Source organism: Janthinobacterium sp. MP5059B, assembly GCF_001758645.1.
Classification (GTDB): Bacteria; Pseudomonadota; Gammaproteobacteria; order Burkholderiales; family Burkholderiaceae_D; genus Janthinobacterium; species Janthinobacterium lividum.
Map to the genome: position 1 here is coordinate 126,489 of NZ_LRHX01000019.1, position 20,488 is coordinate 146,976.

The following is a 20,488-nucleotide window of genomic DNA, read 5'->3' on the forward strand; positions in this document are numbered from 1 at the left end:
CTCAATCAACACAAGGCGAGCATGTTCAAGATCAGTACGATGGCGGCTGTCATCAGCGTCAGCCTGGGCCTGGGCGGCTGCAATGTCGCGCCCGTCAAGCGCGACACCTACAATGCGATCACCGATGCCGTCAAGGGCGCGGCGGCCACCACGGCGCCAACGGCCCAGCCGGACGCCGTGGAAGCGGCGCTGCTGCCGCCCGTGGCGGCCCTGGCCCAGCAATTGCCGAAGGCCCGCGCGGCGCTCGACGAGCGCTTCAACGTGGCTTTCAACAATGTGCCGGCGCGCCAGTTCTTCACTTCCATCGTGGCCGGCACGCGCTACAACATGCTGGTCCATCCCGACATCGGCGGCACGATTTCCGCCAATCTGAAGGACGTGACCCTGTTCCAGGCGCTCGACGCCGTGCGCGAACTGTATGGCTACGACTACAAGGTCGAGGGCACGCAGATCTACATCAAGCCCCTGACCATGCAGACGCGTTTGTTCCACGTCAATTACCTGACGGGCGCGCGCCGCGGCAGTTCCAACCTGCGCGTCTCGTCGACGTCGGTGGGTTCGGTCGGTTCGACCAATTCCGGCGGCTCGGGCAACAGCGGAAATAGCGGCAATAACAATCAGGGCAACAACAACGAGCAGAACCAGCAAACGAATGGCGGCCAGGGCGGCCGTACCCTGGACAGCAGCAACCTGACGACTTCGTCCACGGCAGATTTCTGGCCGGAATTGAAGGCGGCGCTGGAAGCCATCGTCGGCAGCGCCGAAGGCGGGCGGCAAGTGGTGCTCAGCCCGCAGTCGGGCGTGATCGTCATCCGCGCCATGCCGGAAGAGCTGCGCAATGTCGACATGTATTTGAAGGCCACGCAACTGTCCGTCGACCGCCAGGTGATCCTGGAAGCGAAAATCCTCGAAGTCGAACTCAACGACAACACGCAGACGGGCATCAACTGGGCCTCGTTTGCCTCGATCAAGAGCGGCCACACGAACCGCATCTCGACGGGTTTCATCCAGCCGGGCGGCACCCTGGCGCCGCTGCCGTTCAATGGCGGCCAGCCGCCGAACATGACGAATGGCAGCGGCTTGACGGCCAGCAGCGGCTTTGGCCTCAGTTCGGCGGCGAATTCGGCCGGTTCCATGTTTGGCCTGGCTTTCCAGACAGCCAATTTTGCGGCCATGATTTCCTTCCTGGAATCGCAAGGCTCCGTGCATGTGCTGTCGAGCCCGCGCATCGCCACCATGAATAACCAGAAGGCCGTGCTGAAGATCGGCACGGACGAGTTTTACGTGACGGGCGTGTCGACCACCACGAATACGACGGCCAGCGGCGCGACGACCAGCCCCAATGTGACCTTGCAACCGTTCTTTTCCGGCGTGGTGCTGGACGTGACGCCGCAGATCGATGCGGATGGCAACATCATCCTGCACGTGCACCCATCCGTCAGCCAGGTGTCGACCATCAGCAAGGAAATCGACCTGGGCAGCGCCGGTTCGCTGAAACTGCCGCTGGCCGCATCGAGCACGTCCGAGATGGACAGCATGGTGCGCAGCCAGGATGGGCGCATCGTCGCCATCGGCGGCCTGATGCGCCAGGCCACCACGGCGGATCGCTCGCAAGTGCCGGGCGCTGGCGATATTCCCGTGCTGGGCGCGCTGTTCCGCAACACGGGACAGGTGATCCAGAAGCGCGAACTGGTGGTGTTGATCAAGCCGACCATCGTCGATGGCGCCAATAGCTGGAACGAGGACTTGCTCGATTCGGGCAAGCGCATCGAGGCGCTCGACCCGCGCCGTCCGTCGGAGCGGCGCTAAATGTACCAGGCCCATTTCGGCTTGCGCGAGGCGCCGTTCGGCCTCACGCCCGATACCAGTTTCTTTTTCAATGGCCCGCAGTCGCAAAAGGCGCTCAACACCCTGCTGGTGGCGGCGCGCAACGGCGAGGGCTTCATCAAGATCACTGGCGAAGTGGGGACTGGTAAAACCTTTTTGTGTCGCAAGTTCATGCAATCGTTGGGGCCAGACTTCGTCACGGCCTACATCCCGAATCCGAACTTGCCGCCCCGTTCGCTGATCCTGGCGCTGGCCGACGACCTCGATGTATTGCTGGAGAAAGATGCTGATCAGCATCAATTGCTCAAATCCCTCAACTTGCGCTTGCTCAACCTGGCGGCGCAAGGCAAGCGCGTGCTGCTGTGCCTGGACGAAGCGCAGGCGATACCCGTCGACAGCCTCGAAGCGCTGCGATTGCTGACGAATTTGGAAACGGAAAAGCGCAAGCTGCTGCAGATCGTGCTGTTCGGCCAGCCGGAACTGGACGTCAAGCTGGCCCTGCCGGAAATCCGCCAGCTGGCGCAGCGCATCACCTTTCACTACCACCTGGGTCCGTTGTCGCGCGACGACGTGGATTTCTATGTGGCGCACCGCCTGCGCGTGGCCGGTTTCGATGGCGCGCGCCTGTTCAGCCGTGGCGGCGTGGGCAAGCTGTACCAGGCGTCCGGCGGCATCCCGCGCCTGATCAACATCATGGCGCACAAGGCGCTGATGGTGGCGTATGGCGAAGGGCGGCAGCAGGTGAGCGGCCGCCACGTGGCGCTGGCCGCCAGCGATACCCTGGCCAGCAAGCCGCGCCGCTTTTGGCGCAAGCCGTGGCCATGGCTGGCAGGCGCCGGCGTGCTGGCCGCCGCCTGCGGCGTGAGCTGGACTTTATTGAACCGATGACGAAGATGAGCCTGTAGATGAGCCTGATTAACAAGATGTTGCAAGACCTCGATGCCCGCGGCACTCCCGATGGACGCGGCGACGCGACCGGCATCCGCTCCGTGCCCGAACGCGAGCGGGGCGTGTCGCGCGCGCTGGTCTTCGGCGGCGCTGCCGGCCTGACGGCCGCCGCCATCGCCCTGGGCTGGGTTTACCTGAAGCGTCCGGCCGTGCCGCCCGTGCTGGTCAGCGTGGCCAGCACGCCTGTTTCGGCTCCTGTGTCGGCTCCCGTGCCGGCGCCGGCCGCCGTTGTTCCCGCGCCCGTGCCCGTCGCGGCGGCGGAACCCGAGCCCGTGTTCCTGGCCGAGGAGGCCGCCCCCGCACCGAGCAAGGCGCGGCCCGCCGAATCGCGCCGCGTCATGGAAAAAGCCGCCAAGCCCGCCGCCGCGCCCATGGTAAGGACGGCATTGCCCGCTGCCAGCGAACGCATCATCGACGGCAAGCAAGTCACTGCGCAGCAGCGCGTGGAGAATGAATACCGGCGCGCGCTGGCCCAGTTGCAGGATGGCCGCGTTTCCGACGCCATGCTGGCCTTGCAGCAGACCCTGCAGATGGACCCGCGCCACCAGGGCGCGCGCGAAACCCTGGTGCGCCTGCTGCTCGAAGCGCAGCGCCCGGACGAGGCGGCCCGCCAGCTACAGCTGAGCCTGGCGCTGGATCCGAAACAGCCGGCGCAAGCCATGATGCTGGCCCGTTTGCAGCTGGACAAGACGAGCGGCGGCGCGGCGGCCCTCGATACCTTGACGCGCAGCCTGCCGTACGCCAGCGACAGCGGCGAGTACCGCGCCTTCCTGGCCGGCGTGCTGCAGCGCGAGCAGCGTTACCGCGAAGCGGCCGAACACTACCAGCTGGCCCTGCAGACGGCGCCCGACAACAGCGTCTGGTGGATGGGTCTCGGCATCGCCTTGCAAGCCGACAACCACCCGGCCCAGGCGCGCCAGGCATTCGAGCGCGCCAAGGGCTTGCAAACTTTATCTCCCCAGTTGCAGGCGTTTGTCGAGCGCAAGCTGGTGCAGCTGACGGCCGCGACGGCGAAGTAACTTTTACCTCAAAGAAAGAAACTAGATTGAAGCCTCTCCATCTGCTCATCGTCCTTTGCTGCCTTGCCAGCAGCGCACTTGCCGCGCCTGCCAGCTACGTTCTGGAGAATACGGAAGTGCGCGATATCCGTGCGCAAGCCCTGAAACGCGATTATCAGCTGTATGTCGCCTTGCCCGATTCCTATCGGCAGGGGAATAAACGCTATCCGGTGCTGTTTGTCGTCGATGCCAATTATTCGTTTGCCATCGTGCGCAATATCGCGCAGCGCCTGAACAAGCATGCGGGGATGGAAGAAGTCATCGTGGTTGGCTTGTCGTACGCCAACGGCGATGGCGGGGTGTACAGCCGCCGCCGCGACTACACGCCGACCACGCCGCGCAAGCATGATTACCGCTCGGACATGCCGGGGCGGCAACCGGCGTTCGGCGAAGCGAAGGCGTATGGCCAGTTCATCTCGGGCGAAGTATTTCCCTTCATCGCCAGCAACTATCGCGTCAACATGCAGCGCAAGGTCTTCATCGGCCACTCCTACGGCAGCCTGCTGGGCCTGCAATTCCTGCTGACGGAACCGCGCACCTTCGAGCACTACATCCTCGGCAGTCCGTCGCTGTGGTACGACGCCGGCGTCATGTTCGACCGCGAACAGGCGTATGCCGCCAGCCACAAGGACTTGCCTGCGTCCGTATTCTTTGGCATCGGCGGCCTGGAAAAGCTGGCGGCGGGCAAGAAGCGTTCGCGTTCGGAAGAGGACGCTGACATGGTGGCCGACTTGCGCGAGTTCGACGGGAAGTTGACATCGCACAAGTATCCCGGCCTGAAGACGCGCTTGCGCGTCTTCGCGGATGAAGATCACGCGAGCGTGTTTCCTTTCGTGCTCACGCATGGATTGCGGGCGTATTTGACGTCCGCAAAATGATGGGCGCTTACGGGCGCATCAATGCCGGCAGGATCAGCTTGGTCAGCAATTTTTCGCTGATGCCATGGGCGTCGCGCACCTGGAAGTTGGTCGTGGTGATGACGACCACGGCATCGAGTTCCGGCAGGACGAGTACTTTATTGCCGCCGGAACCCGCCATCCCATAGCTTTGCACCGTGCGGCCATTGGCCGTGAACGGTTGCAGCCACCACAGATAACCGTAGTCCATGCCTTCGCGCGCGTTGGCGTGGGGCGCGATCGAGCGCTTGACCCACTCGGCCGGCATCACCTGCTTGCCATGCCAGCGCCCGCCGTCGAGGTAGAGCTGGCCAAGCTTCATCAGATCCACGCTGCGCAGCTGCAAGCCGCCGCCCGTCATGGCGCTACCCTTGGGCTGGAATTGCCATTTCACCTTCTCGATGCCAAGCGGATTGAACAGATTGGCGGCGGCGAAGTCCGGCACGCCCTGGCCGCTCACCTTTTCAAGCAGCGGTCCCAGTAGGGTTACGCCGGCCGTGCAATAACTCCAGGCGCGGCCATACGGCGATTGCTCGGGGCGGGGCTGCCATTCGGGAAAGCCGCGGATCGGCAGGTCCGCCACGAAGCGGCTCCAGTCTTCCACCAGATACATGCGCTCTTCGTTGCCGCGCGAATGCTGGTTGTCGTCGTCGCACTCGAGCAGTGAGCTCATGGTCAGGAAATCCTCGACCGTGATCTTGTCCTTGCGCGGGTCGGCATGGGCCAGCGGGCGCAGTTCCGGAAAGTAGGGCAGGACGGGGGTGTCGGTGCGCACGAGCTTGCGCTCGATGGCCAGGCCGACCAGCATGCCGGCCACTGTCTTGCCCACCGAACGCGTGTTGCGCAGGCTTTCGGCGCCATCCTTGTCGAAGTAGTGTTCGTAAAGCAGCTTGCCATGCTGCGCCACCACGACGCTGGTGACCTGCTTGAAGTCGCCCGCTTCGATGGCGGTGGTGACGCCTTCCAGTTCGCCTGCGTGGACGCTGCTGCCGAAGGCGAGAAGAAGGGGTAGGTATCGCAACATAGTGTACTCCTGAGTTGGAAAAGTGCAGTCTAGTCTTGCAAATTGGGCATTGTCTTGGACGTTTGAAACATTTGGCGGCGATAGTTGCTGGGCGTCATGCCGTAGCGGGCCTGGAAGGCGCGGCTCATGTGGCTCTGGTCGGCAAAGCCCACGCTCAGCGCCACGTCGGCCATGCTCAGTTCAGGACGGCGCAGCAAGCCGCTGGCCTGGTCGACGCGGCGCCAGCGCAGCAGGTCGCCCGGCGAGCAGCCCCAGGCCTGGCGAAACACGCGGGCCAGGTGCACGGGATGCACGCCCAGCGCGGCGGCCACGTCGGCGATGCGCAGATGCGTGTCATTGGCCAGGTCCATCACGGCTTCATACGCCTGGTGGACCCAGCCGGGCAGGGCGGGGCGTGCCTGCCGGGGCGCCTTGTGCAGGCTGGCCAGCATTTCCCACGCGCCCGCTTCGAGCAGGGCGCCATCGCCGCCGCGGCCGATTTCGCGCGCGAGCCGGAACGCGGCGGCCGCGCTGGCCGTATCGCGCAACACGGTGGCGCACTCCTGGGCCGCGTGCAATTCCTCGGCGCCCGACAGCAGGGCAGGGTCGAGCGATACCGTCATGAAACTGCCCTTGCCATCGACGAAGCGGTCGCGGTGCGTCGTGCCGGCAGGATTGAAGACGAGGGTGGGCGAAGGCGCGCGCGGCGGGGCGTGCAGGGCGCTGGAAATATACGTGCCGGACAGAACGAAGACGAAGTGGGCATCGTCATGCCGGTGCGTTGCGACTTCATCCTCGCCACGCGTGGCCTTCAGGCGGCGGATATCGAAGATGCTGCCGCGCGCGCCGTGATGCACGTCGCCATAGAATTGGCCGGACTTGAACTGGAGTGGAGTGGTCATATCGACATGGTATGTGCGGCCGCCCTGACGGGCGAGCGCGGGACGACGAATGGCGCCAGGCGCAGGATGAACGGTCGAATCGGGGGAATGCACGGGATGTGGGACGGCGGCTCAGGCCGGTTTTGCGTGGCTGCTGGCAGGCGTGCAGGGGTGCCGGGGCGGCTATGTGTAAAATTTACGGAGCGTCCAGATGTCGCCATCGATACTGGATCGCGCCAGGGGCGAGCCGCTGGAATGCCGGGCGCCGCCCGCCAGACAGTGCCAGCGTCGCCATGCATACTCCGACCGCCGGAAGCGGTCATCGATAAGGTCAGCTGACATGCGTACATTGAATGAATTATTGGATAGTGAAGACCCGGCGTTTCCGCTGATCAGGCAATGGGCCAACGAGGCCGACATCCCGGTGGAATTGCTGCCGCCCTCGGCCGGCAGGGAGGATGTGCTGCTGAGCCTGCAAGTCACCACGCGTTCACCCCTCGGTGCGATCGCCTACGAAACCGGCGGCATCCTGGTGGATGACGGCTGGCTACGGATATTGGGGTCCGGCCATGACAAGCTGGGCCGGAACATTGTTACGTGGAACGAAGGAAAGGCCGAGGGCTTTCTGTTGGTGGCCGATGACGTGCTCGGCGGTTTTTTTGCCATCAACGGCGGCGCACTCGGGGCCGACCAGGGCAAGCTGTATTACCTCGCGCCCGAGACACTGGCGTGGGAAGCGCTGGAGATCGGCTACACGGCGTTCATCGAATGGGCTTTTACTCGCCAGTTGCGGCAGTTTTACGGCCGGCAGCCCGGCGATGCGCCGGACTTTGACGAATTGCCCTTGCCCGGCGAACTCTGCCTGAATTTTTATCCGTTTCTGTGGACGCAAGAAGGTTCCCTCAAGACCAGCTCGCGGCGCGCCATTCCGGTGGAAGAGCAGTGGGCGCTTAACCTTGATCTGCAACAGAAGTTGCTGGACGCTCCTGCGGGCGCGAACTGAGGCATGGCTTGCGGGCGTATCTGAGGGCATCGCCATGCGCATCCCGGGCCGGCGAAATGGCGTTTCAACCCCCGATTCAAGCGCTTTGTCGCAATGGCCGGCGCGAGAAAAGGGCAAGGGGATAGCATACAGTGGGCTTTCTCGCGATGCGCCGCCCGCCAGCGAGTGTCCGATATTGCCGCGGCAGGCAACGGATGCTTCTCAATGACCTCGATCAGGATGAATACGCATGAAATTGACCCTTCCACATGTCCTCTCTACTTGTTTGCTGGGCGCCTTGGGCGTGATCGGCAGCGCGCACGCGGCTCCCGCCGATGCCGAACTGGTCGCCTTGGTGCAGCGCCATGCGCAGGCGCAGAGTAACTTTGATCAAGTGGCCTTGAACGCCATCACGGCGGAGAATTATGTGGAAATATCGCCGGTAGGCGAGGTGGACGGGCGTGAAAAAATGCTCGCCTTCTATGCGCCGGAGCAGAAGCGGCCGAGTCCCCAGCTCCAGGTCGATGAACCGGTGGTGCGCCTGTTTGGCGATACGGCGCTCATCTCGGCGCGCCTGTCCTACCGTCTCAACCAGGATGGGGCAGCCCGCAGCTTCGCCCTGCGCGCCGGTTATGTCGCTCGGCTTGTCGACAAGCAATGGCTGCTGGTCAGCGCACAGTACACGGGCATCCGCCCGCCGAAACCGTGAAGTGCCCCGTGCCTGGCGCCCGGCGTTGCCCGGCCAGCCTACAACCTCGCCTCGTCCCCCCACACATGCCGCATGCTGAAATGCAGGCCGGCATCGTCCTCGTGCAGTGATGACACGATGGCGTAGCGGCTGTCGGCCGTGTCGCGGGGAGACAGTTGTGCCAGCTCGGCGGGGGCCAGCGGCGCGCCCAGCGGGTCGCTGAGCGGATGCACGTGGCCGGCGCCCCGTTGCGTCACCACTCCCAGCTCGCCGCTGCGCAGCCGCACCAGGGTGCCGGGCGGATACTTGCCCAGCAAGTTGACGAACTGTTCGCCCAGCAGCGCGTCGATGGGCACGCCCTGGTCGAGGAAGATATGCTGCAGCGCCTGGTCGGGCACGATGGAGCGGCGGTAGTTGCGCGCGGAAACGCGGGCGCAATAGCGGTCGGCCAGGCCGATCAGCTTGGCATTTTGCAGGATTTCATCGGCCGTGCGCCCCTGTGGGTAGCCGCTGCCATCGTCGTTTTCATGGTGCAGGAGCACGCAGCTCAGCCATTCCTCGTCATCGACGCCCGCGCAGCGCAGCAATTCCGCGCTTTCCTGCGGATGCTGGCGCACGATGCGCATTTCGTCGTCATTCAGGGGGCCGCGCCGGTCCTGGAAACTGTCGTGGTGGCGCAGCATGCCCACGTTCATCGTCAGCGCGGCCGCGCCGATCAACAGCAGTTCATCGTGGGACTTGTGCATGCTGCGGCCCACCAGCATGGCCAGCAAGGCCGTTTCGATGCAGTGGCGCACGGCGTAGCTGCCGGCGATCTGGTTGAGGAGGATGCTGGCCAGGGCGATATCGGCATCGTGCTCCAGCGCGCGCAGCAGTTCGCGGGCGATGTCGCGCACGTCGCGCTCGGCATTGTTTTCGCTGCGCAAGGCCAACAGCAAGCGTTCCAGGCGCTGCGCCGCCTCGTTGAGCAGGCGCAAGACGGACGGCTGATCCGGCGTGCCCACATACAGACCCAGCTGCATTAGCCGCCCCAGCTGTGCGCCATCCGTGATGATCTGCCCCTTGCGCAGTTGCGGGCCGGCACTATGGTCGGCGAGAAACAGATCCCAGGGCAGGGGTTCGCCGGGAACCAGGTCGGCCGGGCCGATGCGACGCTGTACCATGTTGTTGTTCCTCAGTCATTCTCTGCGCCGCAGCGCAGCAGTGCCGTATTTACATTAAATGCTGCGCAGGCGCTCCAGCGCCAGGCGCAAGGTCTCGTCTTTCTTGGCAAAGCAGAAGCGCACGATGCCCGATTCCTTGCCCTGCGCATAAAACGCGGACACGGGAATGGCGGCCACCTTGATTTCCGCCGTCAGCCATTCGGCGAACTGCGCTTCGGTCTCTTGCGAAATAGCATCGTAGCGCACGCACTGGAAATACGTGCCGTCGGCCGGCAGCAAGGTAAAGCGGCTGCCCGCCAGGCCATCGCGGAACAGGTCGCGCTTGCGCTGGTAAAACGCGGGCAAGTCCAGGTAGGGCTGCGGGTCCGCCATGTAGGCGGCCAAGCCGTGCTGCATCGGCGTGTTGACGGTAAAGACGTTGTACTGGTGCACCTTGCGAAACTCCGCCGTCAAGGCGGCCGGGGCCGCCACATAGCCGACCTTCCAGCCCGTCACGTGATACGTCTTGCCAAAGCTGGAAACGATGAAGCTGCGCGCCGCCAGTTCCGGGTTGCGTGAAAGCGACGCGTGCGGCACGCCGTCGTACACCATGTGCTCGTAGACTTCGTCGGACAGAATCAAAATTTGCGTGCCGCGCACGATGTCGGCCAGCGCGGCCACATCGGCAGGGCGCAGGATGGTGCCCGTCGGATTGTGCGGCGTGTTGATGATGATCAAACGCGTCTTGCTGCTGACGGCGGCGGCCAGCTTGTCCCACGGCACGCTGTAGCCCTCTTCGCCCACCTGCATGGAGACCAGCACGGGCACGCCGCCGGCCAGCGCGATGGCGGGCAGATAGCTGTCGTAGGCCGGTTCGATGACGATGACTTCATCGCCCGGGTGCACGCAGCACAGGATGGCTGTGGTGAGCGCCTGCGTGGCGCCGGCCGTGACGGTGATTTCCGTGCCTGCGTCATAGCTGTGGCCGTACAAGCTGGCGATCTTCGCGGCAATGGTTTCGCGCAGGGGCGCGGCGCCCGTCATCATCGGATACTGGTTGTGGCCGGCGCGCATGGCCTCGCTGACGAGGTCGACCAGTTCTGGGGCGCAATCGAAGTCAGGGAAGCCCTGGCCCAGGTTGACGGCGCCATGCTGGGCCGCCAGGCTGGACATGCGGGTAAACACGGTGGTACCCACGAGAGGCAGGCGGGTGGTCAGGGCGGGAGTCGGGTAGGGCAGGGACGGGCTGTTCATGAACGGTAGGGTCGCGGTGCGGAAAGTGGAATCGTTTCCCATTCTAGCGCAGCGCGCCCCGTTGCGTGTGGGGCTTTGGCGTCTCAGCCTGGCAATGCCCAGCCTTCCGGCACCATGATCTTGAACATGCCGGCCTTGGCCGTCTTGCGGGCCAATTTCAGCAGGGCCTTGTCCTTGGTGATGAGGATGTCGGCGTTGGCGTCGCGCGCCAGTTCGAGGAATTTCTGGTCATCCTTGTCCGTGCAGACGGGCAGGCGCACGCCGGAGACGGGCGGCGCCACGACGGTGATATGCGCGTCGAAGCGGGCGGCGGCGACGGCGCGGCTGGCTTCGTCGAGCGGCAGATGTTTGTAATGCAACACGACCAGATATTCCGCGCGGCAATCTTCGCGCGTGATGGCGTGCACGGCGCCGCTTTCCATGGCCGCCAGCAGGGGCGCCCAGCGCGGGTCGTTGAAGACGAACAGGTCGAGGCAAACGTTGGTGTCGAGGACGAGTTTTTGTGGAGCAGGTATCATGTCGGCAATTCTATTCTGTAGTGATAATTTATGTTGATCGTGCTTTCGCCCGCCAAGAGTCTCGACCTGGAGACGCCGCCAACAACCTCGTTGCACAGCACCCCCGATTTTCTCGACCATTCCGCCCAGCTGATCGAGCGCATGCGCCAGTTCTCGCCTGCCGAAGTGGGCAGCCTGATGGGCATTTCCGACGCCTTGTCGGCCCTCAACGTGGCCCGCTACGCTTCCTGGACGCCCAAGCTGGCGGAAGCGCGCCAGGCCATCATGGCTTTCAATGGCGATGTGTATGCCGGTTTCGAGGCCCGCAGCCTGCAGCCGGCCCAGCTCGACTATGCCCAGTCGCGCGTGCGCATCCTGTCGGGCCTGTACGGCTTGCTGCGCCCGCTGGACCTGATCCACCCGCACCGCCTGGAAATGGGCACGCGCCTGTCGACCGCGCGCGGCAAGGATTTGTACGCGTTCTGGGGCGACACCATCACCAATGGACTGAACCGCACGGCCAGGGAGCAGGGGGCGAAAGTGCTGGTCAATCTCGCTTCCGAAGAATATTTCAAATCCGTCAAGCCGCGCCAGCTGGACGTGCCTGTCATCGCGCCCGTGTTCGAGGACTGGAAGAATGGCAAATATAAAATCATTTCGTTCTACGCCAAGCGCGCGCGCGGCATGCTGGCCCGCTATGCGGCAGTCAACCAGATCCGCGACCCGCAGCAACTGAAGCAATTCGATGTCGATGGCTATGGTTTCGTGCCGGAAGCGTCGAACGATACGAGCTGGGTGTTCCGGCGCAAGGTTGGCGAATAAGTAAAAAACCGGGCTAGCCCGGTTTTTTATTGCAGCTTACTGCCAGAATTTCCACCACTTGCGTTCCTTGTTCACCCCTTCCGGGCTGAGGAATGCCGTGTTCGGGTAGTTCTTGGTCAGCACGCGCAAGGCATCGTCGCGCAAGTCGGTCAAGCCCAGCTTGTCATACGAGCGGTACATGATGAACAGCGCTTCTTCGATGGCCGGCGAGGCACGGAAGTCGCTGACCGTCGTTTGCGCGCGGTTGGCGGCGGCCAGGTAGGCGCCGCGGCGGTAGTAATAGCGCGCCACGTGCACTTCGTATTTCGCCATGGCATCGATCAAATAGTTCATGCGGGCCAGCGAATCGGGCGCATATTTACTATTTGGGAACTTGTCGACCAGTTGCTTGAAGGCCGCAAACGCTTCGCGCGTAGCTTTCGGGTCGCGCTCGGTCGGGTCTTGCTCGTACAGGAAGTTCAGGAAGCTGATCTGGTCGTTAAAGCTGATCAGGCCACGCAAGTAGTACATATAGTCTACATTGGCGTGGTTCGGATGCAACTTGATGAAGCGTTCGACGGCAGCCAGTGCCTGCGCCTGGTCTCCCGACTTATAATACGCGTAAGCGATCTCCATCTGCGCTTGCAGAGCATAGTTGCCGAAAGGATAGTTAGCCTCCAGCTTCTGGAACAGGCCGATTGCAGCTTCATAGTGCTGCCCGGCCATTTCTTCACGCGCCTCCGAGTATAATTTCGTAACGGACCAGTTTTTGGTCTCATCCACTTTTTCAGGCAACAAGCTGCAAGCGGACATGCCGAGCAGAACGACTGAAGCGACTACCAACGATAATTTTTTTTGCATGACGTTTTGCAAGAAGGTTTTAACCAAGATTTTACAATAGGCTGATTATAGCCGATGGGAATGCTGTGATATTAACTCCGAAGCCTAATTTGGCTGACCCCGCGTTTGACTCCCTTTCTGACCATGCTGCCGAAGAGGCGTTTGACGGCGATTTTGCCGCCGACGACGTCTTCGAGGAAATGGCCCCGATTACATTGGAACTGACGCCGGACGCCTGCGGCCACCGCCTCGATAAAGTCATCGCCCAGCTGGTGCCGCAATACTCGCGCAGCCGCTTGCAATTGTGGCTGGAAGCCGGTTTCGTGACCGTCGATGGAAAAGTTGCCAAACGCAACATGACCGCCTATGGCGACGAGAAGATCGTCATTCTGCCGCAAAGCGCGCCGGAAGACGAGGCTTTTAAGCCGGAAGCGATGGAATTGAACATCGTGCACGAAGATGAGCATATCATCGTCATCAACAAACCGGCCGGACTGGTCGTGCATCCGGGTCCCGGCAACTGGTCGGGCACCTTGCTCAACGGCTTGCTGCACCACTGTCCGCAGCTGGCAGGCGTGCCGCGCGCCGGCATCGTGCACCGCCTGGACAAGGATACGAGCGGCCTGATGGTCGTCGGCAAGACCCTCGCTTCGCAAACGGACCTGGTGCGCCAGTTGCAGGCGCGCACCGTCAAGCGCGAGTATTTCGCGCTCGTGTGGGGCACGCCGAAAATGGCGGGCACCATCGATGCCTCCATCGCGCGCCACCCGCGCGACCGCGTCAAGATGGCTGTCTCGGAAAACTTCACCGCCAAGCCTGCCATCACGCACTATGAATTGATCGGCAGCGGCGAACTCGATCGCCGTCCCGTGAGCCTGATGCAATGCCGCCTGGAAACAGGCCGCACGCACCAGATCCGCGTGCACATGCAGCACCTGGGCTTTGCGCTGGTCGGTGACTACGTGTACGGCAAGCAGCACCTGGTGTCCGTCTTCTCGCGCCAGGCACTGCAGGCGCGCCGCCTGGGCCTCGTGCATCCGGGTACCCTGGAAGCGTGCGAGTGGATCGTGCCGCTGGCCGATGATTTCGCTCAGCTGATCGCCACCGCCGGCATTCCCGAGCCGGAACAGGTCTGATGACGGCTGCCTTGCCTTATATCACTCCCCATTGGCCAGGCTTGCCTGCGAACGTGGGCGCGCTGGCGACCGTGCGCGCGGGCGGCGTCAGCCAGGGTCCGTATGGTGACGGGCAGGGCGGCGGTGGCTTGAACCTGGGCACGCACGTGGGCGATGATCCTGCGCACGTGCAGGCCAACCGCGCGCGGCTGGCGACCGTCTTGCCAGCGCAGCCGGCCTGGCTGTCGCAGGTGCATGGCGTGGCCGTGGCCGATGCCGGGAAGCTGGACGGTTGCGTGCCCGATGCCGACGCCAGCATCGCCACGCAGCCTGGCGCCGTGTGCGTCGTGATGACGGCCGATTGCCTGCCGGTGCTGTTCTGCTCGACGGATGGCCTCGTCGTCGGTGCGGCCCATGCGGGCTGGCGCGGCCTGGCCAACGGCGTCTTGCAGCGCACGGTGGACAGCATGCGGGCGCAGGGCGCGACGGATATCCTTGCCTGGCTGGGGCCGGCGATTGGTCCGCAGCAATTCGAGGTGGGACACGACGTGCTGCAAGCGTTCCGCGACGGCGCGCGCGATGATGTCGAACGGCAAGTATTGAGCTCCGCCTTCGCCGCCATCGCTGGCAAGCCGGGCAAGTACCTGGCCGACATCTATGCGCTGGCGCGCACCATGCTGCTGCGCGATGGCGTGGCGCAAGTGGCGGGCGGGGAATATTGCACCGTCAGCGATGCGGCGCAGTTTTACTCGTACCGGCGCGATGGCGTCACGGGACGACAGGCCAGCTTGATCTGGCGCAAATAATCTGCACGGCAGACACTTATGTGTCTGCCGTTTTTGTTTTATCGTCTGCTGAGGCCCGCGCGCGGGCATGCAGTTCCGCGATGCGCGCCGCCTTGCGTTTGCGTCTCCTTGAGCCCGTCAGATAGAATAGGATGGACAGCGGGATGACGCAGTACAGCACGAAGGTCATCACCCCGGCGACGATGGACGGTTCCGTCAGCGCCATGAGGCCGACGACATAGATCCAGGCAACAGCGGTCATGAGCATCATTGGTATTGGCAGTCAGTAAGAGTTTGCATGCAGGTGGCCCGGAAGTAATTATTTATCAATTCTTGAATGGATTTATATAGCTATGAACATGCCCGATCCTCAAATGATGACCAAGGAATGGATGGCGCAGATCAGCAATCCTGAACAGTGGAAGACGTGGTTCAACATGGTACCGCAGCCCCAGGGCAATCCGATTGCCGGCATTTTGCAGGATGCGGGCGCCAGCATCAAGCCGGAAGCGATCGAGCAACTGAAAAATGCCTACGTGGCCAAGCTGACGGGCTTGTGGGCTGACTTTATGGCCGGCAAGGCGCCGGAGCTGAAAGACCGCCGTTTCTCCGCGCCCGCCTGGCACGCCAGTCCCCTGTCGGCCTTCAATGCGGCTGCCTATTTGCTGAACGCCGAGTTTCTCAGCGCCATGGCCGATGCCGTGGAAGCGACGCCGCACCAGAAGCAAAAGATTGCGTTTGCCGTGCAGCAAATCGTCGACGCCATGTCGCCCGCCAACTTTCTCGCCACCAATCCTGACGCCCAGCAAACCCTGATCGAGACCAAGGGTGAAAGCCTGGCCAAGGGCTTGAGCAATATGCTGGCCGATATGGGCAAGGGCCGCATTTCGCAGTCCGACGAATCGGCCTTCGAAGTGGGTCGCAACGTGGCCACCACGCCGGGCACGGTGGTGTTTGAAAATGCCTTGTTCCAGCTGATCCAGTACACGCCAAGCACCCCCACGGTACACCAGCGGCCGCTGCTGATGGTGCCGCCATGTATCAATAAATTCTATATCCTTGACTTGCAGCCGGAAAACTCGCTCGTGCGTTATGCGGTAGAGCAGGGCAATACCGTGTTCCTGATGTCCTGGCGCAATCCGGACATGAGCATGCAGCACCTGACGTGGGACGATTACGTCGAGCAAGGCGTGATCGAAGCCATCAAGGTCACGCAGGAAATCAGCGGCCAGGACAAGCTCAATATGTTCGGCTTTTGCGTGGGCGGCACCATCGTCTCGACGGCGCTGGCCGTGCTTAAGGCACGGGGCGAGAATCCGGCCGCCAGCCTGACCCTGTTGACCACCTTCCTCGATTTCTGCGACACGGGCGCGCTCGACGTCTTTATTGACGAGCCGCAGGTGGCGCTGCGCGAGCAAACCCTGGCCAAGGGTGGCCTGATGTCGGGCCGCGACCTGGGCAGCACTTTCTCCAGCCTGCGACCGAACGACCTCGTGTGGAACTACGTGCAGTCGAATTACCTGAAAGGCAAGGAACCCCCCGCGTTTGACTTGCTGTACTGGAATGGCGATGGCACCGGCTTGCCAGGCCCCATGTTCTGCTGGTATCTGCGCAACACTTACCTGGAAAACAGCCTGAAAGTGCCCGGCAAGCTGACGGTGGCCGGGGAGCAGGTCGACCTGAGCAGCATCGACGCGCCCGCTTTCATCTACGGTTCGCGCGAAGACCATATCGTGCCCTGGGGCGCGGCTTACGCCAGCACGGCCTTGCTGAACCCGAAAAAACCGAAAACCAACCGCTTCATCCTCGGCGCTTCGGGCCATATTGCCGGCGTGATCAACCCGGCGTCGAAGAAAAAACGCAGTTACTGGAGCAATGACCAGCCACGCACGGCGAAAGCCAAGCCCTTGAGCGCCGAGCAGTGGATGGAAGGCGCGACCGAGCACGTGGGCAGCTGGTGGCCTGAATGGGCGGCTTTCCTGGCCGAACACGGCGGCGCGCAGGTCAAGGCGCCAGGCAAGCCGGGCAACAAACGCCACACGGCAATCGAGCCGGCTCCGGGGCGGTATGTTAAAGTCAGGGCGGACTAGTTTACAAAAGCTTCTGGCCTGACAAGACCGGCGTAATCTCCGGTCTTGTCAAGAATCTACTTTTAGTTGCGTTGCAATAAATGCGGGAATCTACTACCCTGATGTGCAATGGAGCCGTTTTCCACTCTATAATGGAAAAAGTAGGCAGGTGCGAAAGCGGACCCACGTTCGCTTTTTTTTCGGATTAACTCTGTACGCGCTGCGGCGCAATAAGTGGAACTTGTGATGAGTAGTGCAAAAAAAAGTATAGACCGCCTGATTAAAAAATATCCCAACCGCCGTCTGTATGACACGCAAACCAGTTCCTACATCACCTTGACGGACGTCAAGCAGCTGGTGTTGGACAATGAGGTGTTTACCGTCGTCGATGCCAAGTCCAATGAAGATTTGACGCGCAGCATCTTGTTGCAAATCATTTTGGAAGAGGAAGCGAACGGCGCGCCCATGTTCTCGAGCAGCGTGCTGTCGCAGATCATCCGCTACTATGGCCACGCCATGCAGGGCATGATGGGATCCTACCTGGAAAAGAACGTGCAAGCGTTCACCGATATCCAGCACAAATTCACGGGCACGTCGGCCGGCAGTTTCGAAGGCAAGCCATTCAGCCCGGAAATGTGGACCCAGTTCATGAATGTCCAGGGCCCGATGATGCAAGGCATGATGAACAACTACATCGACCAGAGCAAGAGCCTGTTCGTGCAGATGCAGGAACAGATGCAAAGCCAGAGCAAGAATCTGTTCGGCACGTTCCCGTTCGTGCCGCCAGTGCCGCCGACGGACAAAAAGTAAGCCGCAGCCAATGCGGGCCACACAACGGCACAGGAATTCCTGTGCCGTTGTGCATTCAGGCGCCATATCGCCTCGGTGTGCAGGGTTTTGATCGGAGCATGGTGCAACCATTTTTCCTTGATGGGCAGACGCTGTCCGGCAAGGATGACATCGCAGCGTTCGTTTGATATGCAACTGCAGGTCCACGAGGAGTATATATGGCGCTGCTTGGGCAATTGCAGGCAATGATTGCAGCCGATAATGAGCGTATGCATGTCCTACGTCTTGTCAGGGAACTTGATCTGCCCGATTGCTGGGTTGCTGCGGGATTTGTGCGATGCTGTGTCTGGGATCATTTGCACCAACGTTCGCCTTCGCCACTGCCTCACGATATCGACGTCATCTGGTACGACCCAAGCAAGGCGACACAGGCGCATGACGCCATGCTTGAGTCGAGTTTAAGAGCACGGGACGGCACGCTGGGATGGTCGGTAAAGAATCAGGCGCGTATGCATGAACGCAATGCGGACCTGCCTTACCTGACCGCTTCCGATACCATGAGATACTGGCCGGAAACCGCCACTGCCGTGGGTGTGCGACTCAATGACCTTGCAGACATCGATACAGCGGCTCCTTTCGGCCTGCATGATCTTTTTGATCTGGTGGTCCGGCCGACAGAGCGATTTCTGACAGCGAAGCAATCGGTCTACGCAGGCCGCGTGCGTGGCAAGAATTGGCAAGCTACCTGGCCCAAGCTACATATTGAATTCCCAGGTGCTGCTTCCTGCCGCGCTTTGGAACCGGACTGAGCAAGCTCATAGCCTGCATTTGATGATAAGCGATGCAGGAGCCTGAGAATCGCACATGCAATCCATTGCTACCTATGCCCGGTCAACCCGGACCGCGTAGCAACCGCGTCTGGCGTTGTGGGCGTGGATATAGCTGACTTCCTGATTGCCAAAGATCTGCTCAATCAGGGTTTCAATCGACGTGCCTTCCACTACATATTCAGGCGCGTCCGCCAGCCGGCTCTTGCTCTGCAAGTCGATCCAGGCAGACGGCACGGATGCCGCCTGGTAGTCATCGTTCACATCGGGTGGTCATGGCATTGTCGACTGACGGTCAGAACTTTCACTTCATGCTTTCGGCAGTCCAGCTTTTACCGCCGTCGTTCGATATTTCAAATTGCGCCGGCACGCTCCAGCGCATTATTTTTCCCAGAATCGCACCCGATTTAAGCGGAGTCAACTCGCGTGATTTCGGTTTGGCGTCCACCAGTGTCCACGTTTTGCCCATGTCGCTACTGGCATGTAAGGTCGTATCGCTCATCAGACTGCTTTCAAAACGCAGCAGGGTGCCATCGGTACGCTGAACCAGCGGAATGTGGCTAGCGGTGACCTCTTGCCAGGTTTGACCTTGATTCACTGAAACGAAAGCATCTCTGGAGGTGATCGCAAATGGCCCGTAACCTTGTGTTATGAGGCTCCACATGCCGCTGCCGCTGATGCGCATCGCATCCACACGGCGATCGGGCATTGCCCGTTCTGACCACTGGCCACTGGCGTAGTCGTAGAGGTGCAGCGTTCCTTTCGTCGACGTGTAGGCAAAGCCTGTGCCGATATCGCGCAGCCAGAACCAGGTGTCCTGGTTCAGGAGCCACTTCCCCAGCTTCTCACTGCGTACCTGACTCCACTCGCCGCGCTCGAGACGGGCGGAATGATAAATCGTGACTTCATTGTTACGCTGGACGGCGACATACCAGCCAGCGTCCATATTGCCAGCCAGTCCGACCAGATTGCCATAGGGAAGGTTGCCAGTGTCAATCGGTTCAAGCTTGTTCTGTCCCGGCGCATGGCGCAGCAGGGTGCCGAACTCGCCGAAGGCCAGCAAGTCTGCATCCGGCATTTGCACCGGCTGCACGCAGTTCAGCGTCTCTATTTTGTCGCTGGCCAGTTGTTTCCATGTTCCCTCAGGGCTGCGCCACAGCACTGTGCCCATGCGGGTTGCGGCCGCCACGCTGCCGTCTGGTAGCTCCGTCACGCATTCGGCGCCGGTGGGGCGGGCCATGGCGACTTCCTCAGCGCGATCCGTATCACTGCGCGATCCGGACCAGCTGACTGTCTTTTCGGGTGCAAACAGCTTCAAGTGCTCGGGAGAATAGCGTTCGAGCAGGGTGCGGTTGTCTCGCACCCGCACGCTGCGGCCGACCAGTACACGCTCGTCATAAAGAGGAGTGACGATCAGGCGGCCCAGATCGACCGGCTTGCCTTCCTCCACAGTAAATAAGCCCAGGCCGCTGCCCATTTTGATGTAGCGGTTTGATTTGCCGGCGTCGGCCAGTTGACTGAAGTAGTATTTCCCCGGTGGCAGGGTCCCCATGAAAAGAGTCGTGTCGCGCGCCATATCCTTGGCAACCTGGTTCAGGATATATCGCTGCAGGACCAAGCTGGACACTGCGTCTCCGCTACTCAGGCGGCCCAAGGTGATCTGGCCCAATCCGTTCACCTCATCAGTGTTGGCAGTAATGCTGACAGTAACGGCTGTACCTTCGGAGGGCACGCCGACGCTGAGAGGGCGCTGCACATGCGTTGTGACACAGCCACCGAGCATCAGCGCAGACACGGCTCCTGCAAAAACGTTGGCAACGAAATTTTTGATGAACATTTTATTTCCACAGTGCAATAAAATATCATTATAGCGAGACTGTGTATGAAATAACAAGTACATTAGTCAAGTATGGGCTGCAGCCAGATATGGAGGAATGCGTGAAAGAATATGCTCAGGGCAGGTCGCCCGTGGCTCCCACCGTTGCATATCACGCAGCAAAACCAGACCGCCACTGACAGCTAAGGGCGGCTCGGGGTACAATAGCCGATTCGCCTCACCATTTTACTAGCTGCCAACTATGTCTGA

Annotated in this window: 21 protein-coding genes; 12 read left to right on the top strand and 9 right to left on the bottom strand. The window is 61.7% G+C overall.

From position 1 onward, the window contains the following. Positions 1–21: 21 nt before the first annotated feature. Genes mshL through JAB1_RS23460 form a run of 4 tightly spaced genes read left to right on the top strand, consistent with a single transcriptional unit; the run spans position 22 to position 4,711 of the window. On the top strand, positions 22–1,809 hold the full coding sequence (mshL, locus tag JAB1_RS23445) for a pilus (MSHA type) biogenesis protein MshL (protein WP_070282059.1): 1,788 nt from the start codon (positions 22–24) through the stop codon (positions 1,807–1,809). Further along, positions 1,810–2,715 carry an AAA family ATPase gene (locus JAB1_RS23450; RefSeq protein WP_034781117.1) on the top strand — a complete coding sequence of 302 codons (906 nt, stop codon included), beginning with the start codon at positions 1,810–1,812 and terminating at the stop codon, positions 2,713–2,715. Positions 2,716–2,732: 17 nt separating this feature from the next. After that, positions 2,733–3,794, top strand: coding sequence for a tetratricopeptide repeat protein (locus JAB1_RS23455; RefSeq protein ID WP_070281993.1), 1,062 nt, complete (start codon positions 2,733–2,735; stop codon positions 3,792–3,794). A gap of 26 nt (positions 3,795–3,820) precedes the next feature. Continuing rightward, the gene (locus JAB1_RS23460; RefSeq protein ID WP_070281994.1) at positions 3,821–4,711 is read left to right on the top strand and encodes an alpha/beta hydrolase-fold protein; all 891 of its coding nucleotides are present in this window, start codon (positions 3,821–3,823) and stop codon (positions 4,709–4,711) included. Between the two features lie 7 nt (positions 4,712–4,718). Here the strand turns inward: JAB1_RS23460 and JAB1_RS23465 are convergent, their stop codons facing one another. Further along, a complete protein-coding gene (locus JAB1_RS23465) occupies positions 4,719–5,753 on the bottom strand; it encodes a serine hydrolase (protein ID WP_083299909.1) in 1,035 nt (344 codons plus the stop codon). A gap of 29 nt (positions 5,754–5,782) precedes the next feature. Next, on the bottom strand, positions 5,783–6,634 hold the full coding sequence (locus JAB1_RS23470) for a helix-turn-helix transcriptional regulator (protein ID WP_070281995.1): 852 nt from the start codon (positions 6,632–6,634) through the stop codon (positions 5,783–5,785). A 319-nt stretch (positions 6,635–6,953) separates the two neighbouring features. Between JAB1_RS23470 and JAB1_RS23475 the strand changes: the two genes are divergently transcribed. Further along, positions 6,954–7,616 carry a DUF2625 family protein gene (locus tag JAB1_RS23475; protein ID WP_070281996.1) on the top strand — a complete coding sequence of 221 codons (663 nt, stop codon included), beginning with the start codon at positions 6,954–6,956 and terminating at the stop codon, positions 7,614–7,616. A 229-nt stretch (positions 7,617–7,845) separates the two neighbouring features. Next, a complete protein-coding gene (locus JAB1_RS23480; protein ID WP_081345643.1) occupies positions 7,846–8,304 on the top strand; it encodes a nuclear transport factor 2 family protein in 459 nt (152 codons plus the stop codon). A gap of 38 nt (positions 8,305–8,342) precedes the next feature. On the opposite strand, the gene JAB1_RS23485 is transcribed toward JAB1_RS23480, so the two are convergent. The 3 genes from JAB1_RS23485 to JAB1_RS23495 form a co-directional block, all read right to left on the bottom strand. Next, entirely contained in the window at positions 8,343–9,446 is a 1,104-nt protein-coding gene (locus JAB1_RS23485; protein WP_034781130.1) for an HD domain-containing phosphohydrolase, read from the bottom strand. 54 nt (positions 9,447–9,500) lie between these two features. Continuing rightward, entirely contained in the window at positions 9,501–10,679 is a 1,179-nt protein-coding gene (locus tag JAB1_RS23490; protein ID WP_070281997.1) for a pyridoxal phosphate-dependent aminotransferase, read from the bottom strand. An 83-nt stretch (positions 10,680–10,762) separates the two neighbouring features. Beyond that, positions 10,763–11,197: a putative toxin-antitoxin system toxin component, PIN family gene (locus JAB1_RS23495; RefSeq protein ID WP_070281998.1), complete on the bottom strand. Its 435-nt coding sequence runs from the start codon at positions 11,195–11,197 to the stop codon at positions 10,763–10,765. 30 nt (positions 11,198–11,227) lie between these two features. Here JAB1_RS23495 and yaaA point away from each other — a divergent pair, with 30 nt between their 5' ends. Further along, positions 11,228–11,998, top strand: a complete 771-nt coding sequence (yaaA, locus tag JAB1_RS23500; RefSeq protein ID WP_070281999.1) for a peroxide stress protein YaaA — start codon at positions 11,228–11,230, stop codon at positions 11,996–11,998. A 36-nt stretch (positions 11,999–12,034) separates the two neighbouring features. Here the strand turns inward: yaaA and JAB1_RS23505 are convergent, their stop codons facing one another. Next, positions 12,035–12,838 carry an outer membrane protein assembly factor BamD gene (locus JAB1_RS23505; protein WP_034755339.1) on the bottom strand — a complete coding sequence of 268 codons (804 nt, stop codon included), beginning with the start codon at positions 12,836–12,838 and terminating at the stop codon, positions 12,035–12,037. 89 nt (positions 12,839–12,927) lie between these two features. Between JAB1_RS23505 and JAB1_RS23510 the strand changes: the two genes are divergently transcribed. Then, on the top strand, positions 12,928–13,953 hold the full coding sequence (locus tag JAB1_RS23510; RefSeq protein ID WP_034781141.1) for an RluA family pseudouridine synthase: 1,026 nt from the start codon (positions 12,928–12,930) through the stop codon (positions 13,951–13,953). Continuing rightward, the gene (gene pgeF / locus JAB1_RS23515) at positions 13,953–14,738 is read left to right on the top strand and encodes a peptidoglycan editing factor PgeF (RefSeq protein ID WP_070282000.1); all 786 of its coding nucleotides are present in this window, start codon (positions 13,953–13,955) and stop codon (positions 14,736–14,738) included. Before JAB1_RS23510 ends, pgeF begins: the two co-directional genes overlap by 1 nt. 16 nt (positions 14,739–14,754) lie before the next feature. Here the strand turns inward: pgeF and JAB1_RS23520 are convergent, their stop codons facing one another. Continuing rightward, complete coding sequence (locus JAB1_RS23520) at positions 14,755–14,979, bottom strand: hypothetical protein (protein ID WP_231958111.1); 225 nt, start codon at positions 14,977–14,979, stop codon at positions 14,755–14,757. A gap of 91 nt (positions 14,980–15,070) precedes the next feature. On the opposite strand from JAB1_RS23520, the gene phaC reads away from it, so the two are divergent. From phaC to JAB1_RS23535, 3 genes are all read left to right on the top strand, one after another. Beyond that, a complete protein-coding gene (gene phaC, locus JAB1_RS23525; protein WP_070282001.1) occupies positions 15,071–16,807 on the top strand; it encodes a class I poly(R)-hydroxyalkanoic acid synthase in 1,737 nt (578 codons plus the stop codon). A gap of 225 nt (positions 16,808–17,032) precedes the next feature. Then, positions 17,033–17,596, top strand: coding sequence for a polyhydroxyalkanoate synthesis repressor PhaR (gene phaR, locus JAB1_RS23530; RefSeq protein WP_010399000.1), 564 nt, complete (start codon positions 17,033–17,035; stop codon positions 17,594–17,596). Positions 17,597–17,793: 197 nt separating this feature from the next. Next, on the top strand, positions 17,794–18,384 hold the full coding sequence (locus JAB1_RS23535) for a nucleotidyltransferase family protein (RefSeq protein ID WP_070282002.1): 591 nt from the start codon (positions 17,794–17,796) through the stop codon (positions 18,382–18,384). 72 nt (positions 18,385–18,456) lie between these two features. On the opposite strand, the gene JAB1_RS23540 is transcribed toward JAB1_RS23535, so the two are convergent. Together JAB1_RS23540 and JAB1_RS23545 are read right to left on the bottom strand one after the other, a co-directional pair. Further along, positions 18,457–18,666: a DUF1203 domain-containing protein gene (locus JAB1_RS23540; RefSeq protein WP_070282003.1), complete on the bottom strand. Its 210-nt coding sequence runs from the start codon at positions 18,664–18,666 to the stop codon at positions 18,457–18,459. 40 nt (positions 18,667–18,706) lie between these two features. Continuing rightward, complete coding sequence (locus JAB1_RS23545) at positions 18,707–20,239, bottom strand: sialidase family protein (protein WP_034781151.1); 1,533 nt, start codon at positions 20,237–20,239, stop codon at positions 18,707–18,709. Positions 20,240–20,488: the final 249 nt, after the last annotated feature.